General features: G+C 67.8%; 18 protein-coding genes. 14 read left to right on the top strand and 4 right to left on the bottom strand.

Translation table 11 applies throughout. The features are described 5' to 3' along the window. Window positions 1-777 carry an ABC transporter ATP-binding protein gene (locus LC068_RS03065; protein ID WP_226634460.1) on the top strand — a complete coding sequence of 259 codons (777 nt, stop codon included), beginning with the start codon at window positions 1-3 and terminating at the stop codon, window positions 775-777. Here LC068_RS03065 and LC068_RS03060 read toward each other — a convergent pair. Continuing rightward, window positions 756-2,831, bottom strand: coding sequence for a lytic transglycosylase domain-containing protein (locus LC068_RS03060; protein ID WP_226634458.1), 2,076 nt, complete (start codon window positions 2,829-2,831; stop codon window positions 756-758). The two genes, LC068_RS03065 and LC068_RS03060, sit on opposite strands and share 22 nt — an antisense overlap. A gap of 105 nt (window positions 2,832-2,936) precedes the next feature. Here LC068_RS03060 and dapA point away from each other — a divergent pair, with 105 nt between their 5' ends. Both dapA and smpB read left to right on the top strand, forming a co-directional pair. After that, complete coding sequence (dapA, locus tag LC068_RS03055; protein ID WP_226634456.1) at window positions 2,937-3,821, top strand: 4-hydroxy-tetrahydrodipicolinate synthase; 885 nt, start codon at window positions 2,937-2,939, stop codon at window positions 3,819-3,821. After that, entirely contained in the window at window positions 3,821-4,324 is a 504-nt protein-coding gene (smpB, locus tag LC068_RS03050) for an SsrA-binding protein SmpB (protein WP_226634454.1), read from the top strand. The genes dapA and smpB overlap by 1 nt, the downstream gene beginning before the upstream one ends. A 15-nt stretch (window positions 4,325-4,339) precedes the next feature. Here smpB and LC068_RS03045 read toward each other — a convergent pair whose 3' ends face one another. The 3 genes from LC068_RS03045 to LC068_RS03035 form a co-directional block, all read right to left on the bottom strand. Further along, window positions 4,340-4,528, bottom strand: a complete 189-nt coding sequence (locus LC068_RS03045) for a hypothetical protein (protein WP_226634452.1) — start codon at window positions 4,526-4,528, stop codon at window positions 4,340-4,342. A 123-nt stretch (window positions 4,529-4,651) separates the two neighbouring features. Continuing rightward, entirely contained in the window at window positions 4,652-5,302 is a 651-nt protein-coding gene (locus LC068_RS03040; RefSeq protein ID WP_226634450.1) for a uracil-DNA glycosylase, read from the bottom strand. Continuing rightward, window positions 5,299-5,847, bottom strand: a complete 549-nt coding sequence (locus tag LC068_RS03035; protein WP_226634448.1) for a LabA-like NYN domain-containing protein — start codon at window positions 5,845-5,847, stop codon at window positions 5,299-5,301. The genes LC068_RS03040 and LC068_RS03035 overlap by 4 nt, the downstream gene beginning before the upstream one ends. 51 nt (window positions 5,848-5,898) lie before the next feature. Between LC068_RS03035 and folK the strand changes: the two genes are divergently transcribed. From folK to era, 11 genes are all read left to right on the top strand, one after another. Further along, the gene (gene folK, locus LC068_RS03030) at window positions 5,899-6,396 is read left to right on the top strand and encodes a 2-amino-4-hydroxy-6-hydroxymethyldihydropteridine diphosphokinase (protein WP_226634446.1); all 498 of its coding nucleotides are present in this window, start codon (window positions 5,899-5,901) and stop codon (window positions 6,394-6,396) included. 109 nt (window positions 6,397-6,505) lie between these two features. After that, a complete protein-coding gene (locus tag LC068_RS03025; RefSeq protein WP_226634444.1) occupies window positions 6,506-6,919 on the top strand; it encodes a hypothetical protein in 414 nt (137 codons plus the stop codon). Between the two features lie 115 nt (window positions 6,920-7,034). After that, window positions 7,035-7,394, top strand: coding sequence for a DNA-directed RNA polymerase subunit omega (gene rpoZ / locus LC068_RS03020; RefSeq protein WP_209120111.1), 360 nt, complete (start codon window positions 7,035-7,037; stop codon window positions 7,392-7,394). A gap of 80 nt (window positions 7,395-7,474) precedes the next feature. Then, the gene (locus tag LC068_RS03015; RefSeq protein ID WP_226634442.1) at window positions 7,475-9,679 is read left to right on the top strand and encodes a RelA/SpoT family protein; all 2,205 of its coding nucleotides are present in this window, start codon (window positions 7,475-7,477) and stop codon (window positions 9,677-9,679) included. Further along, window positions 9,679-10,437 carry an LOG family protein gene (locus tag LC068_RS03010; protein ID WP_226634440.1) on the top strand — a complete coding sequence of 253 codons (759 nt, stop codon included), beginning with the start codon at window positions 9,679-9,681 and terminating at the stop codon, window positions 10,435-10,437. Before LC068_RS03015 ends, LC068_RS03010 begins: the two co-directional genes overlap by 1 nt. Window positions 10,438-10,488: 51 nt before the next feature. After that, window positions 10,489-11,076, top strand: coding sequence for an orotate phosphoribosyltransferase (gene pyrE / locus LC068_RS03005; protein WP_226634437.1), 588 nt, complete (start codon window positions 10,489-10,491; stop codon window positions 11,074-11,076). A gap of 3 nt (window positions 11,077-11,079) precedes the next feature. Continuing rightward, window positions 11,080-11,820 carry a pyridoxine 5'-phosphate synthase gene (locus tag LC068_RS03000; protein WP_226634435.1) on the top strand — a complete coding sequence of 247 codons (741 nt, stop codon included), beginning with the start codon at window positions 11,080-11,082 and terminating at the stop codon, window positions 11,818-11,820. Further along, the gene (gene acpS / locus LC068_RS02995) at window positions 11,817-12,218 is read left to right on the top strand and encodes a holo-ACP synthase (RefSeq protein ID WP_226634433.1); all 402 of its coding nucleotides are present in this window, start codon (window positions 11,817-11,819) and stop codon (window positions 12,216-12,218) included. The genes LC068_RS03000 and acpS overlap by 4 nt, the downstream gene beginning before the upstream one ends. Window positions 12,219-12,651: 433 nt before the next feature. After that, window positions 12,652-13,530, top strand: a complete 879-nt coding sequence (gene lepB, locus LC068_RS02990) for a signal peptidase I (RefSeq protein ID WP_226635445.1) — start codon at window positions 12,652-12,654, stop codon at window positions 13,528-13,530. A gap of 3 nt (window positions 13,531-13,533) precedes the next feature. After that, on the top strand, window positions 13,534-14,250 hold the full coding sequence (rnc, locus tag LC068_RS02985; RefSeq protein ID WP_226634431.1) for a ribonuclease III: 717 nt from the start codon (window positions 13,534-13,536) through the stop codon (window positions 14,248-14,250). Beyond that, window positions 14,247-15,215: a GTPase Era gene (era, locus tag LC068_RS02980; RefSeq protein WP_226634429.1), complete on the top strand. Its 969-nt coding sequence runs from the start codon at window positions 14,247-14,249 to the stop codon at window positions 15,213-15,215. Before rnc ends, era begins: the two co-directional genes overlap by 4 nt. Window positions 15,216-15,217 lie beyond the last annotated feature (2 nt).

Raw genomic sequence — 15,217 nt, 5'->3', positions numbered from 1 at the left:
ATGGAGCGGCCCCTGCTGCAGATCGACGGCCTGTCCCTTGCCCGGGGCAAGCGGACCGTAGTGCACGATGTCAGCCTGACGGTGGGCCAAGGCGAGCGCATCGCCCTGGTCGGGCCGAACGGCGCGGGCAAGAGCAGCGTGATCCAGGCGATCTGTGGCCTGCTGAAGCCCTCCGCCGGGCGCATCCGCATCGAACGGGCGGACGTGTCGACGCTCAAGCCCCGGGCCCGGGCTGCGGCCATGGCCTATCTGCCGCAGGACGGGACGGTCGCCTGGAACATGCCTGCGATCGAGGTGGTGGCTCTGGGCCAGCCGTTCCTGAATGCCGACGAGGTCGAGGCGCGGGCCAAGGCGGCGCTCGACGAGGTCGAGGCCGCTGCGCTGGCTCACCGGGGGGTCGCGGAACTGTCAGGGGGGGAGCGGGCCCGCGTGCTGCTGGCGCGGGTGCTGGCCTCCGGCGCGCAGATCCTTCTGGCGGACGAGCCGGTCGCAGGGCTGGATCCGGACGGTCAGTTGCTGGCGCTGGAGCGGCTGGGCGCGCGGGCCACCGCCGGTCAGTCGGTCATCGCCAGCCTGCACGACCTGTCGCTGGCCGCGCGTTTCGCGGACCGGGTGATCGTCATGCACCAGGGCCGCGTCGTGGCCGACGGACCACCCCGGAAGGCGTTGACGGTAGGCATTCTGCACGAGGTGTTCGGTGTAACCGGACGCTGGCTGGAGGAGGAGAGCGAGCCTGTGCTGGCCCTCAGCCGTCGTCAGTCGACCAGCGACAGATAGGGCTGGGGCCCGTAGCTGCCCCGGGCCAGATCGGACGACAGGGTCAGGTCCCCGGTGCCGTTGCCCAGTCGCGCCTTGTAGATCTGCATATTCTCCATGACCCGCATCATATAGTTGCGCGTCTCGGTGAAGGGCGTGCACTCGATGAAGTCGATCGGATCGACGGTGGCCCCGCGCGGGTCGCCGCAACGGGCGATCCACTGGGCCGGACGGGCCGGCCCGGCGTTGTAGCCGACGGCCGCCAGGATCATCGATCCGCCGTTCGCCTGCATCAGCTCGCCGAGGTGATAGCTGCCCAGCGTCATATTGTAGTCGGGGTCCCACAGGCGGTCGGCCGAATAGGGCATGCCCAGCCGCCGGGCGACGCCCGAGGCGGTCGACGGCAGGAACTGCATCATGCCGCGCGCCCCCGCGCTGGAGACGACGAGCGGATCGTAGCTCGACTCCTGCCGGGTGATGGCCAGGGTGAAGGGCAGGGGGGCGGCGCCCTCCACCTCGGGCGGGATGCGGATCGGATACTGGCGGTTCGGCATCAGCCAGCCGCGCTGGCTGGCCGCGCGCCCGACCATCATCGAACCGAACCGGTCGCCATAGCCGAGCACCATGTCCATCAGCTGTGCCACGTCGACCGCCGCCGGCAGGGTGTCGTCGAGGTGATAGGCGAAGGCGCGCAGCAGGCCCGCTTCGCCGGCCTCGCCGACCATGCGGGTCGCCTGCACCACCTCATTGGCCTCATAGGCGGCGCGGGCGTCCGGTGTGATCTCGGGATCGGCGGGCAGGGTGATCTGTGTCACGCCCGCCTTCTCTGCAGCCAGCTGGCCGTAGAAGGACTGGATGTGCACGGCCCCGGCGGCATAGTGGCTTTGCGCCGTGGCCGTATCGCCCATGGCCTCGTACGCGCGGCCCAGCCAGTACAGCGCCCGGCCCTGGGTGATGGGGGTCTCCGACATCTGCCGCAGCGCCTCGAAGTGGCGCGCGGCACGGGCGGGGTCGTTCAGCTTCACCAGCGCGACCCATCCGGCAAAGAACTCGGCATCGACCATGCGCTCGCCGCCCGGGAAGCCGTGCCCGGCCATGGAGTCATAGGCGGCCTGCCAGTTGCCGACCTCCAGCGCGTCGAGGAAATAGTTGCGGCGTTCGCTCCACAAACCGCTCTGACCGTCCGAATGGGTGGGGGCGGCAGGCAGGCCCGCCAGCAGGGCAAAGCCCTCCTGTTCGCGACCCTGCGAGCGGAGGATGCGGACGCGCTCGAACACCACCGCGGGGTGGCCCGCCTGGGCCGGGGTCAGCCCGGCGACGATGGTGTCGGGCGAATAGGCGGTGCGCAGCGCCAGCACGGCCTGGGCGATGGCGCGCTGTTCGGGGCGGACACGGTCGATCATGGCGCGCGTGGCCGGACCGTGCGGGCCCAGCAGCAACATGTTCAGCCGTGCCTCGTCGTCCGCGGGGGCAATCCAGTTCGGCCAGATCGACAGGATCCGGCTCTGGTTGTCGAAGTCGAAAGACTGGTTCCGCCACCAGTCGCGGATGATCGGACGGGCTTCGTCCGCGCGGCCGGTGGCTTCCAGCGCCAGCGCCAGGCCGATCGCCCCCTCGACCGTCAGGGGCGGATGGCCGTCGAAGAAGGCAATCACGGCCTCCGGACTGGCCGAGCTGCGCGAGATGGCGCGTTCGCCCGCCATGATCCGGCTTTCGGCACGCGGCCAGTCGGCATAGGTCACGCGGGCCCGGGCCAGCTCCTCGAAGCTCATCAGATCGGCCGAGGTGTCGACGAGGGCCCAGTCGACCAGCTTGCGCGCCACCGGGTGGGCGATGCCGGCCGCGATGGAACGGGCGCCCGCGATGTCGCGCGCACGGGCGGCGTCCAGCGCCTGATTCAGCAAGCGGGCCTCGGCCTCGTTCAGCAGGCGGACAGTGGCGCCATAGGGGACGGCCTGATCGGACGATGCGGCGCCGCGGGCGGGGAACAGGCCGGTCGATGCGAGGTTGGACACCAGGACCTCGGGCGCAGGGGCGCTCAGGGCAAGGATCGTGCCCAGTATCGACGTCAGCATGATTTGTCCTATCCCCATCATCTCGGTTGCGGCGGCCGTTGGCGCCCCTTACGTTCGGAACCTTCCGCAGACACCCTAAAGCCTCCGCGAAGGACCATCGTTCCCATGACTGGCCCGACTTTCAAGGGCGTGATCACCGCCTTGATCACACCTCTTCGTGACGGAAAGGTGGACGACGCCGCGCTCACCGCCCTGGTCGAGCGCCAGATCGCCGCCGGCGTGCACGGCCTGGTCGCCATGGGCACCACGGGCGAGAGTGCGACCCTGACCGCCGAAGAGCATGAGCATGTGGTCGAATCCGTGGTTTCGACGGTCGCAGGGCGTATCCGGGTGATCGCCGGCGCGGGTTCGTCGTCGACCGCCAAGGCCATCGACATGGTCCGCCACGCCAAGACCGTGGGCGCCGACGGTGCCCTGGTCGTGACCCCCTATTACAACCGCCCGTCGCAGGAGGGCATGGCCCGTCACTTCGAGGCCATCGCCGAGGCCGTGCAGCTGCCCGTGCTGCTGTACAATGTGCCCGGCCGCACCGGGGTCGATCTGGCGAATGAGACGATCGCGCGCGTGGCGAAGCACCCGAATATCGTCGGCATCAAGGACGCGACCGGCGACATGACCCGGGTCAGCTGGATGCGCACCCATGTGGAGGGGCGATTCGACCTGATCTCGGGCGATGATCCCAGCTATCTGGGCTATCTGGCGCACGGCGGGCACGGCGTGATCTCGGTGACGTCGAACGTGGCCCCCGAGGCCATGGTCGCCCTGCATGATGCGGTGCAGGCCGGGGATCTGGAAAGCGCCCGCCTGTGGCAGGACCGCCTGATCGATCTCCACAAGGCCCTGTTCCTCGACAACTCGCCGGCGCCGGCCAAATACGCCCTGGCGTCGCTGGGCCTGTGCTCGGATGAAATCCGCCTGCCGCTGGCCCCGACCGCGGATGCGGTAAAGCCCGCCATTGACCGGGCCATGAAGGCCGCGGGCGTTCAGTAATGGCGCAGGCACCGGCCCAAAGGCGTCCGCAGTCGGACAAGAAGAAGTATGCGCCTAAGGTGATCGCCGAAAACCGGCGGGCGCGCTTCGACTATTTTCTGGATGCGCCGGTCGAGGCGGGGATTGCCCTCGTCGGCACCGAGATCAAGGCGCTGCGCGCGGGCCGGGCCAACATCGCCGAGAGCTATGCCGCGATCGAGGGGCGCGAGATCGTTCTGGTCAATGCCGACATCCCGCCCTACGCCCAGGCCAACCGGTTCAACCACGAGCCGCGCCGGCCGCGCAAACTGCTGCTACACCGCCGTCAGATCGACCGCATGATCGGCGCCGTGCAGAAGGAGGGGCAGACCCTCATTCCGCTCAAGCTGTATCTCAATGAATCGGGGATGGCGAAGGTCGAGCTGGCTCTGGCCAAGGGCAAGAAGCTGCACGACAAGCGCGAGACGGCGGCCAAACGCGACTGGGCGCGGGACAAGGCCCGGCTGCTGCGCGACCGGGGCTGAGCGCCCCGTCGGTCGTCAGCCGATCGGCTGGGCCTCGAGCACGCCCACCAGCTGGGTCGAGCCCATGTGGTCATAGGCGCCGAGCGACGGGCCCATGGCGTGATCCAGCGCCATGCCGCCGCCGGTCAGCACGACGGCCGCCACCATGGCCCACAGGGCGATCTTGCGTTCGGCGCGAGAGAAGAAGTGAGTATTGGTCCGCATAACAGCCTCCTGCGGTCCGAAACGCGGGCTGCTCTTCAGATGTTCCCGGCAAATTTCCCGTGCACGTCACAGGCGAAAACCTGTGTCCGGGAAGCCACGCGGTAAGCCCGGAGCCCGGGCCCCTCAGGTGTCCATCAAGGCGCGGGCGCGCTCGAAGATGTCGCGGAACATGGCCGGCGTCAGGCGGCCGGTGTTCGTGTTGAGCCTTGAGCAGTGATAGCTGTTCAGCAGCCAGTAGTTGCCGATCCGCGCCTCGGACCCGTGACCCGGCGGCATGGCCGAGGCGGGCTTGCCCAGCGCCTTCAGAATGTTCCGGCGCGAGACGTCGCCCAGGGTCACGATCACCTTCAGCCGGGGCAGGGCGTCCAGCCGCGCGGTCAGGAAGGGGCGGCAGGTGGCCTCCTCGACCGGCAGTGGCTTGTTGCCGGGCGGGGCGCAGCGCACGGCATTGGTGATCATGCAGTCGACCAGGGTCAGGCCGTCGTCGGGCCGCGCGTCATAGGTGCCGGTGGCAAAGCCGGTGTCGATCAGTGTCTGATACAGCAGCCAGCCGGCATGATCGCCGGTGAAGGGACGGCCCGTGCGGTTGGCCCCGGTCCGGCCCGGGGCCAGCCCCGCCACCAGCAGGCGCGCTTCGGGATCGCCAAAGGACGGTGCCGCGCCGTTGAACCAGTCGGGTTCGCGCCGGGCATTCTCGGCGCGGTAGGCCACCAGACGCGGACAGAGCGGGCAGTCGGCGGGCGGATCCGCGACCGGAGCGGCGACCCTCGTCATGCGTCTTCGCGCGTCGCCCGCGGGCGACCGTACAGGGTCTTGAGGTCGGCCAGTTCAACGAAGTCGTCGGCCTGACGGCGCAGTTCGTCGGCGATGTGCGGGGGCTGGGTCTTCATGGTCGAGACCACCGACACCCGGCACCCTTCGCTCTGCACGGCCTGGACCAGCCGGCGGAAGTCGCCGTCGCCCGAGAACAACACGGCGTGATCCAGCCGGGGCGCCAGCTGCATCATGTCGACGGCGATCTCGACGTCCATATTGCCCTTCATGCGGCTGTGGCCCGAGGCATCCGTGAAGCGGCGGACCGGCTTGGTCACGGTCGAAAAGCCGTTGTAGCCCAGCCAGTCGACCAGTGGCCGCACGGGCGAGAACTCCTCGCCCTCGACCACGGCAGTGTAGTAGTAGGCCCGGACGAAGCGCGAGCGCTCACGCACATCATCCAGCATGGCCTTGAAGTCGAGATCGAAATTCAGCGAGCGCACGGCCGCGTGCAGGTTCGATCCGTCAATGAACAGCGCCAGCCGCTCGTCGGGGTACAGGTGCATGACAATGCCCTTTAAAAAATGTGCGGGCGCGCGAGGCACCCGGGAGACAATATGAATACCCCTGTCATCGTCGCACTCGGCAGCAATGACAAGGGGCCATGGGCGGATATTCCGGCCCTGCTTGAGGCCGCCGTGGCCGAATTGGCGGGCGCAGGACTGGTCGTGCGGGCCCGCTCGCGCTGGTGGCGGTCGGCCGCCTGGCCCGACCCCGCCGATCCGGCCTTTCTGAACGGTGTGGTCCAGGGCGAATGGGCGGGCACGGCCGAAGCGCTGATGGCCGCGCTTGCCGACATCGAGGACCGGTTCGGTCGGCAACGATCGGTACGCAACGCCCCGCGCACCCTCGACCTGGACCTGATCGACTTTGGCCGGCAGGTGGCCGAAGGGACCGACCTGATCCTGCCCCATCCCCGAGCGGCCGAGCGGCTGTTCGTCATGGGGCCGCTGGCCGAGATCGCCCCGGACTGGCGCCATCCCGTCCTTGGCCGCTCGGCACTGGATCTGGCCGCCTCGGCCAACGTCGGCCGTGACGCCACTGCCACGCCCTGAGGTCGACGTTTCGCCTGTCAGCTCCCGTCAGGCGTTTTCGATTGCCGCCGCTGAAGGTGAAGCTAATCTCCGTCCGAGGGACACGGTTATGGGCCGTGAGGGGGACATCATGATTATCTGGTCGGGCTGGGGCATTCTGGTGCTCGTCTTTGCCGCTGTGGGGCTTGTTATTGGCCTGCCTGTCGGGGCGGCGGTCACGTCGGATCCCGATATGGCGACCGCCATCTCGATCATCTGCGCCGGACTGACGATGGGGCTGGGCTCCTTCCTGTTCGCGCGCCAGATGGAAAAGGGCACCGGTCGGGTCTTCATCGACGAACAGACGGGCCAGCGCGTGGTCGTGGGCCGCAGCGCCGGGTCGCTGTTCTTTGTGCCGGTGCGCTACTGGGCCTATGCGGGGCCGGTGCTGGCCATTGTGTTCGCGGCCCTCCTGATGATGAACCCGGCGGCCAGCGATGCGGCCCCGGCCGCCGTCGCCCCCGCGCCGGTCGACATGGCGCCGGCAGATTCGTCGGCCGCCTGAGCCTCCGCAGGGCTCCCGCCGGGGAGCCGCCATGCCTCATTCCTGCCGATGTGGCGTTGCACAATCGGCCTGAACCCTATATTTTGTCAGGTTCTCCCAGAGTTCGAGGAAATTCATGGCGCGCGTCACTGTCGAAGACTGCATCGAGAAGGTGCCGAACCGGTTCGGCCTGGTCCTGCTGGCCGGTCACCGGGCCCGCAACATCGCCAAGGGCGAGGCGCTGACCATCGATCGCGACAACGACAAGAACCCGGTCGTCGCCCTGCGCGAACTGGCCGATGACACCGTGTCGCCGGACGAGCTGTCGGAGCACCTGATCACCACCCTGCAACGGGTCGACGAGCGCACCGAGGCTGAGGATGAGGCCGAGACCCGCGCCCTGCTGGCCGAGCCTCAGCACATGAACATGGCCGAGGCCGAACTGATCCGCGCGCTGCAAAGCGACCGCGACGGTGGCCAGGAGGAGCGCTACTGACAGCGGAACCGAACACAGTTGTTCCTCTCCGCCCGAAGCGGTCCCGTACCGCACCGGTAGCAAAACTCGCCGAAACTGAAATGCCCGCCACTGCGGCCCCCGAGAGGCCGCAGGGCGAGCGCATGCGGGTGCTTCGCCAGTTCGAACTGGTGGAGATGGTCAAGGCCTATGACCCTTCCGCCGACGAGGCCCTGATCAACAAGGCCTATGTCTATGCGATGAAGATGCACGGCTCGCAGTTGCGGGCCTCGGGCGATCCCTATTTCGCCCACCCCATCCAGGTGGCCGGCATCCTGACCGACTACCGGCTGGACACCGCCACCATCGTCACCGCCCTGCTGCACGATGTGGTCGAGGACACCTCGGCCACCCGCGACGACATCGCCAGCCTGTTCGGCGAGGAGGTCGCCGGTCTGGTCGAGGGCGTGACCAAGCTGAGTCGCCTCGAGCTGCAGGCCGAGCACACCCGCCAGGCCGAGAACCTGCGGAAATTCATCCTGGCCATCAGCCGCGACGTACGGGTGCTGCTGGTCAAGCTGGCGGACCGCCTGCACAACATGCGGACGCTGCAATACGTCAAACCCGAAAAGCGCGAACGCATCAGCCGCGAGACCCTGGAGGTCTATGCGCCGCTGGGCCGCTCGATCGGCATCCACTCCATCGCGCTTGAGCTGGAAGAACTGGCGTTCGAGCATCTGAACCCCATCGCCCACAACGCCATCAAGCGGCGACTGGACGCCCTGAAGCAGGAACAGGGCAGTGCGCTGGAGGATGTGGCGCAGGAGGTCCAGGATGTGCTGGCCGACAAGGGCGTCCAAGCCGAGGTCATCGGCCGCCAGAAGACGCCCTATTCGATCTGGCGCAAGCTGCAGCGCAAGTCGGTGGGCTTTTCGACCCTGTCGGATATCTACGCCTTCCGCGTGCTCGTCGAGAACGAGGACGACTGTTACCGCGCGCTGGGCGTGATCCACCGGGCGTGGCGGATGGTGCCGGACCGGTTCAAGGATTTCATCTCGACACCCAAGTCGAACAACTATCGCTCTCTGCACACCACCCTGATCGGCAAGGGCGGGGTGCGGATCGAGATCCAGATCCGGACACAGGAGATGGACCGCATCGCCGAGGACGGCGTGGCGGCGCACTGGCGCTACAAGAACAAGTCCTACGGCTTTGACCGCGAGGCGATGGAACGGTCGGGTGGCCGTGACCCGCTGGATAACCTCCGCCGGCTGGTGCAGGTGATCGAGACCGGGGAGGGCGGTGACGACTGGGTCGAGCATGCCAAGCTGGAGATGTTCCTCGACCAGGTGTTTGTCTTCACCCCGAAGGGTCAGCTGATCACTCTGCCGCGCGGCGCCATGCCGCTGGACTTTGCCTATGCCGTGCACACCGAGGTCGGCGAGACGGCCGTCGGGGTGAAGATCAACGGCGAGCTGAAGCCGATGCGCACCCAGCTTATCAACGGCGATGTGGTCGAGATCATCCGGGGCACCAAGCCGGAAGTGCCGGTCGACTGGCGCTCGCTGACGGTCACGGGCCGCGCACGGTCGTCGATCCGGCGCACCATCCGCAGTTCCGAGCGCGACGAGTTCCAGAAGCTGGGCAAGACGACGCTGGAACAGACCCTGTCCCGCGCCGGCAAGAAGCTGGCCGATCTGGCGCTGAAGCCTGTGCTGGAAACCCTGTCGATCGAGACGGAAGAGGCCCTGTTCGAGGCGATCGGGCGCGGCCAGGTCCAGGCGACGCGCGTGGTCGAAATCCTGTTCCCGGCGCTGAAGGGTCAGGTGAAGCCCGCCCATGACCGTCGCCGGATCGAGGAGAGCGAGGCCTCTCTCTATGTGCGCGGCAGCGGCCTGACCCCGGGCATCAGTATCCATTTCGGCCACTGCTGTTCGCCCCTGCCCGGGGATCGCATCGTCGGCATCCTCGAGCCGGAAAAGGGCCTGACCGTCCACACCATCGACTGCGGCCGGCTGGTAGAGTTCAGCGACGACGACAGCCTGTGGCAGGACCTGCAGTGGACGCCGCGCGCCGAGATGAACGCCACGGCGGCCTCACGGCTGAAGGCGACCATCCGCAATGCGCCGGGCGTGCTGGGGCAGGTCGCGACCCAGATCGGCGAGGCGGGCGGCAACATCCTCAATCTGGTCATGACCCACCGCCAGCAGGACTTCTTTGACGTCGAGATCGATGTCGAGGTGCGCGACGCCCGCCATGCCACCACCCTGATGGCGGCGCTGCGCGCCAATGCCTTCGTCGATTCGGTCGAGCGCGTTCGCGGCTGATGACAGACGAAACGCCTGACAATACGGCCCAGATGGCCTCGCCGTCCTACCGGCTGCCCGCTCTGGATCAGGACTTCCTACTGGGCGACTCCATGCGCGGGGTGCGGTTCCTGCTGGAATACGCCAAGGCCGAGGAGGCGCTCCGGGCATGGGGCGTGCGGTCCACCATCGTGGTGTTCGGCAGCGCGCGGGTGAAGCCGGGCCAGCCTTGGTACGAGACCGCCCGGGCGTTCGGGAAACTGGCGTCGGAACGGGGCGGGGCGCTGGACGGCGAGGTCGGCGATCTGCGCAACAATGTCATCGCCACCGGCGGCGGCCCGGGCATCATGGAGGCGGCCAACCGCGGCGCCATGGACGTCGGTGCGCCCTCGGTCGGCTTCAACATCACCCTGCCGCATGAGCAGGAGCCGAACGCCTGGTCGACGCCGGAGCTGACCTTCCGCTTCCACTATTTCGCGATGCGCAAGATGCACCTGGCGATGCGGGCCAATGCGCTGGTGGTCTTCCCGGGCGGCTTCGGCACCTTCGACGAGCTGTTCGAGCTCCTGACCCTGCGCCAGACCGACAAGGCGCCCCCCATTCCGATCGTGCTGGTCGATCGCGACTACTGGACCACGGTGATCAATTTCGAGGCCCTGGCCGAGCACGGCATGATCGCCCGCAAGGATCTGGACCTGATGGGGTTTGCCGATGATGCCGAGGGAATCTGGCGCGAGCTGCTGGTCCGGGGGCTGAAACCGCACGAGAACCTCGAATAGGGCTCAGCTTCGCCCTTTCCTCGGCCCGTCGGTGGGGGCTAGAAACAGCCCATGAACACTGAAGACGTCCTCTCCGAATTTCGCGCTGCCGGGGCCCTGCGCGAGGGGCATTTCGTGCTGTCCTCGGGCCTGCACAGCCCGGTCTTCCTGCAGAAGAACCTGGTCTTCATGGACGGGGACCGCTGCGAACGCCTGTGCAAGGCGCTGGCCGACAAGATCACGGCGACGGTCGGGCCGGTCGATGTGGCCATCTCGCCGGCCGTGGGCGGCATCATTCCCGGCTATGAGACGGCCCGTCACCTGAAGGTCCGGTCGCTCTATGTCGAGCGCGAAGGCGGCGAGTTCAAACTGCGTCGCGGCTTTTCCGTCGAGCCGGGCGAGCGCGTCGTCATGGTCGAGGATATCGTGACCACCGGCCTGTCCTCGCGCGAATGTATCGCCGCGATTCAGAAGGCGGGCGGCGAGGTCGTGGCTGCGGCCTGTATCGTCGACCGGTCGGGGGGCAAGGCCGATGTGGGGGTGCCCCTGATCGCCCTGGCCACCCTGGATGTGCCGGCCTACCCCGCCGACGCCCTGCCGCCGGAACTGGCGGCCCTGCCGGTCGAGGATCCGGGCAGCCGCAGACTGGCGAAAGGGTAGACCATGGCCGAGCGCATGCGTCTGGGCGTCAATATCGACCATGTGGCCACGGTGCGGAACGCGCGCGGCGGCCAGCATCCCGACCCGGTGCGGGCGGCCGAACAGGCGCTTGCGGCCGGGGCTGACGGCATCACCGCCCACCTGCGCGAGGACCGCCGCCACATCACCGACGCCGACATCGAGGCGCTGAGCGCGCTCTGCGCCACCGCAGGTCGCCCGCTGAACCTCGAGATGGCCCTCACGCAGGAAATGTTCGAGATCGCGATGCGCCATCGCCCGCACGCCGTCTGCATCGTGCCCGAGCGCCGCGAGGAGGTGACCACCGAGGGCGGGCTGAACGTCCGCGCCAACCTCAGCCAGCTGTTCTTTCCGGTGCAGCAGCTGAAGGAGGCGGGCATCCGCGTCTCCCTGTTCATCGATCCGTCGAAGGAACAGGTCATGGCGGCCACCGGCGTCGGCGCCCAGGTGGTCGAGTTCCACACCGGCCGGTACTGCCATGCGGAAGGGGACGCCCGTCGCGCGGCCTTTGACGAGCTCACCGCTGCGGTGGAGATGGCGGAGGCCGTGGGCCTTGAGGTCCACGCGGGTCACGGGCTGGACTATGAGACCGCCGCCGAGGTGGCGAGCCTGCCGCAGGTGCGAGAGCTGAACATCGGCCATTTCCTGATCGGCGAGGCCATCTTCATCGGCCTGGATGCCGCTATTGCGCGCATGCGTGAGGCCATTGACGGAGCGGCCCGTTGATCGTCGGCGTGGGTGCCGATCTGTGCGACATCCGCCGGATCCAGACCTCGCTGGACCGGTTCGGGGAGCGCTTCAAGAATCGCTGCTTCACCGAGCTGGAACGCACCCGTTCGGACCGCAAGCCCGACCCCGCCTGGAGCTATGCCAAGCGCTTCGCGGCCAAGGAGGCCTGTGCCAAGGCGCTGGGCACGGGCATGCGGGCGGATGTCTACTGGCGCGACATGGGGGTGGTGAACCTGCCCAGCGGGCGACCGACCCTGAAATTGACCGGCCACGCGGCCGAGCATCTGGCCCGACTGACACCGTCCGGCCACACTCCGAATATCCATTTGACGCTCAGCGACGAGCATCCCTACGCACTCGCCTTCGTGGTGATCGAAGTCTTGCCCGTCACATAATCAGGCTATAGGCCTTGCACGCCTGTGCGCGCGCACACCGGGGGTTTCTGCCATGACTGAAGAACACAAGAAGACCGAAACGGACGATCACGCCTCGCACGAGGCGCCGCCCGCCCCGGTCGAAACCGACACGCCGGAGACCGGCGCGCACGCCGATCCGGTGCACACCGACGCCGCCGAAGAGGCGCACGAAGTGCCGTCGCACGACGTGGCACACGAAGAGCCCCACGGAGAGCCTGTTGTCGAGCCCGAGGCGGCGGCCGAGCCCGCGCCGGAAGTGGAACACGAGGTCGAGCCCGTCGTCGTGCCGGCGGAGGCCGCCGAGCCGGTCGCCGCGCACGACCCTGAGCCTGAGCCCGAACATGCGGCCGAGCCGGAACACACGCCGGAGCCCGAGCACACGCCGGAACCGGCCCCTGTCCCTGCCGAGCCGATCGCGGCCGCTGCGGCCCTGGCTGCTGCCTCGTCCGGGGCCGAGGCCACCTCGTCGCGCCGCCCGGTCTGGAGCGACGAAGGCGACGCTCCGGATCACAGCGGCGATGACGACGATGATGGCGGCGACAACTCCGACGGCGGCAAGACCAAGAACGAGGGTCTCGAGATCCTGAAGACGGTGGTCATCGCCCTGGTCATCGCCGTCCTGCTGCGGATCTTCCTGTTCCAGCCCTTCACCATCCCGTCGGCCTCGATGGAGCCGAACCTGTACGAGGGCGACTACATCGTCGTGTCCAAGTGGACCTACGGCTATTCGAAGCACGCCATCCCCTACAGCCCGCCGCTGTTCGAGGGCCGCATCATGAACAATGCGCCCGAGCGCGGGGACATCGTCGTCTTCAAGCTGCCGCGCGACAACAAGACCGACTACATCAAGCGGGTGATCGGTGTGCCGGGCGACCGGGTGCAGATGATCAACAATGTGCTGCACATCAACGGCACGGCCGTCGAGGACGTCGTCATCAGCTCTGCGGAAGTGTCCGAGATGTTCGACGGCCAGACCGCGACCCAGCTGCGCGAGACCCTGCCGGGCGGCCGCACCTTCACCATCCAGGACTTTGGCCCGAACTACAGCCTCGACAACACGCCGGTGTTCGAGGTGCCCGAGGGCTATTACTTCATGATGGGTGACAACCGCGACAACTCGATCGACAGCCGCGAGCAGTCGGCCATGGGCGTCGGCCTGGTCCCCGAGGAGAACCTGATCGGCAAGGCCGAGATGATCCTCTTCTCGTGGCACGAAGGCGCCTCGCTTTGGAATCCGGTCAGCTGGTTCAGCAAGGTTCGCCTGGACCGCTTTTTCACCGTCCTGAAGTAGGGAATGACGGATCGCCGCAGTGAAGCTGTCCAGGCGCTGACCCGGACCCTGGGTCACGCGTTTCGTGATCCCTCGCTGCTGGAGCGCGCCCTGACCCACCCCAGCGTGGGCGAGGGCGCGGCCCACGATGCCGTCGGCCGGCCCATTCTGGACAACCAGAGGCTTGAGTTCTTCGGCGACCGGGTGCTGGGCCTGCTGGTGGCCGAGCGGCTGATGCGCGACTTCCCCCAGGCAAACGAGGGCGAGATGTCCTCGCGCCTGCACGGACTGGTCGACCGGTCGGCCTGTGCCCGCGTGGGCGAGGCTGCAGGCGTCGGACCGGCCCTGCGCATGTCGGCGGGCGAGAGCAAACAGGGCGGGCGCCGCCGTGACGGCATCCTCGCCGATGCGGTCGAGGCCATCCTGGCGGCGGTCTATTTCGATGGGGGGATCGACGCGGCCCGCGCCGTGTTCGAGCGCCTGTGGAAGGCCGAGCTGGCCAACCCGTCCTCGCGCAGCCACAGCAATCCGAAATCGGCCCTTCAGGAGTGGTCGCTGAAGGTCGGTCGCGGGCTTCCGGCCTATCGGGTCGTGGACCGGACCGGCAGCGATCACGCCCCGACCTTTCGGGTCGAGGTGACGATCTCGGGCACCGATGGCTTGACCGCAGAGGGCCGATCGCGTCAGGAGGCGGAGAAAGCGGCCGCCCTGGCCCTTATGCAGCGTGAAGGCGTGATTTGACCCCCGATACCCAAACGGACTCCCCCCAGACCGGAACGCGAGCCGGATTCGTCGCCGTGATCGGCGCGCCCAACGCCGGCAAGTCCACCCTGGTCAACCGGCTGACGGGCTCCAAGGTCTCGATCGTCACGCAAAAGGTCCAGACGACGCGCTTCCCCGTGCGGGGCATCGTCATGGATGATCAGACCCAGATGGTGCTGGTCGACACGCCCGGCATCTTCAATCCGCGCCGCCGGCTGGACCGCGCCATGGTCGCCTCGGCCTGGGAAGGCGCCGAGGAAGCTGATGCCGTGGTGCATCTGGTCGACACCTCGGCCCAGATGGCGATCGGTGAGGGCAAGGGCTCGGCCGCCGACCGCCGCTCGGTCGAGGACGTGGAGACGATCATCGAGGCGCTGAAGGGGCGCGAGCGCAAGGCGATCCTGGCGCTCAACAAGATCGACGGCCTGAAACGCGAGTCGATGCTGGCCGTCATGACCGAGCTGTTCAACACCGGGGTCTACAGCGACGTCTTCCTGATCTCGGCAGTGACCGGCGACGGGGTGCTGGACCTCAAGGCGCATCTGGCCGGCCTGATGCCCGAAGGACCGTGGCTGTATCCCGAGGACCAGAGCGCCGACCTGCCGCTGCGCGTACTGGCGGCCGAGATCACCCGCGAGAAGGTCTTCCTGCGCGTCCACGAGGAACTGCCTTATTCGGCGGCGGTCGAGACCACCTCGTTCGAGGAGCGTCAGGACGGCTCGGTCCGGATCGAACAGACCATCTATGTCGAGCGCGAGAGCCAGCGCCCGATCGTGCTGGGCCGCCAGGGCCAGACGCTGAAATGGATCGGCCAGAAGGCCCGCGAGGAACTGACCCTGCTGATGGACCGGCCGGTCCACCTGTTCCTGACGGTCAAGGTCGACCCGAAATGGCAGGACTCACGGGCTCTTTATGCGCAGTTCGGCCTCACATTCGATATCTAGGG

It is taken from the genome of Brevundimonas poindexterae (assembly GCF_020524625.1).
GTDB lineage: Bacteria > Pseudomonadota > Alphaproteobacteria > Caulobacterales > Caulobacteraceae > Brevundimonas > Brevundimonas poindexterae_A.
The sequence above is the reverse complement of the archived record's forward strand: the minus strand, read 5'-3'. Positions and strand labels throughout refer to the sequence as shown.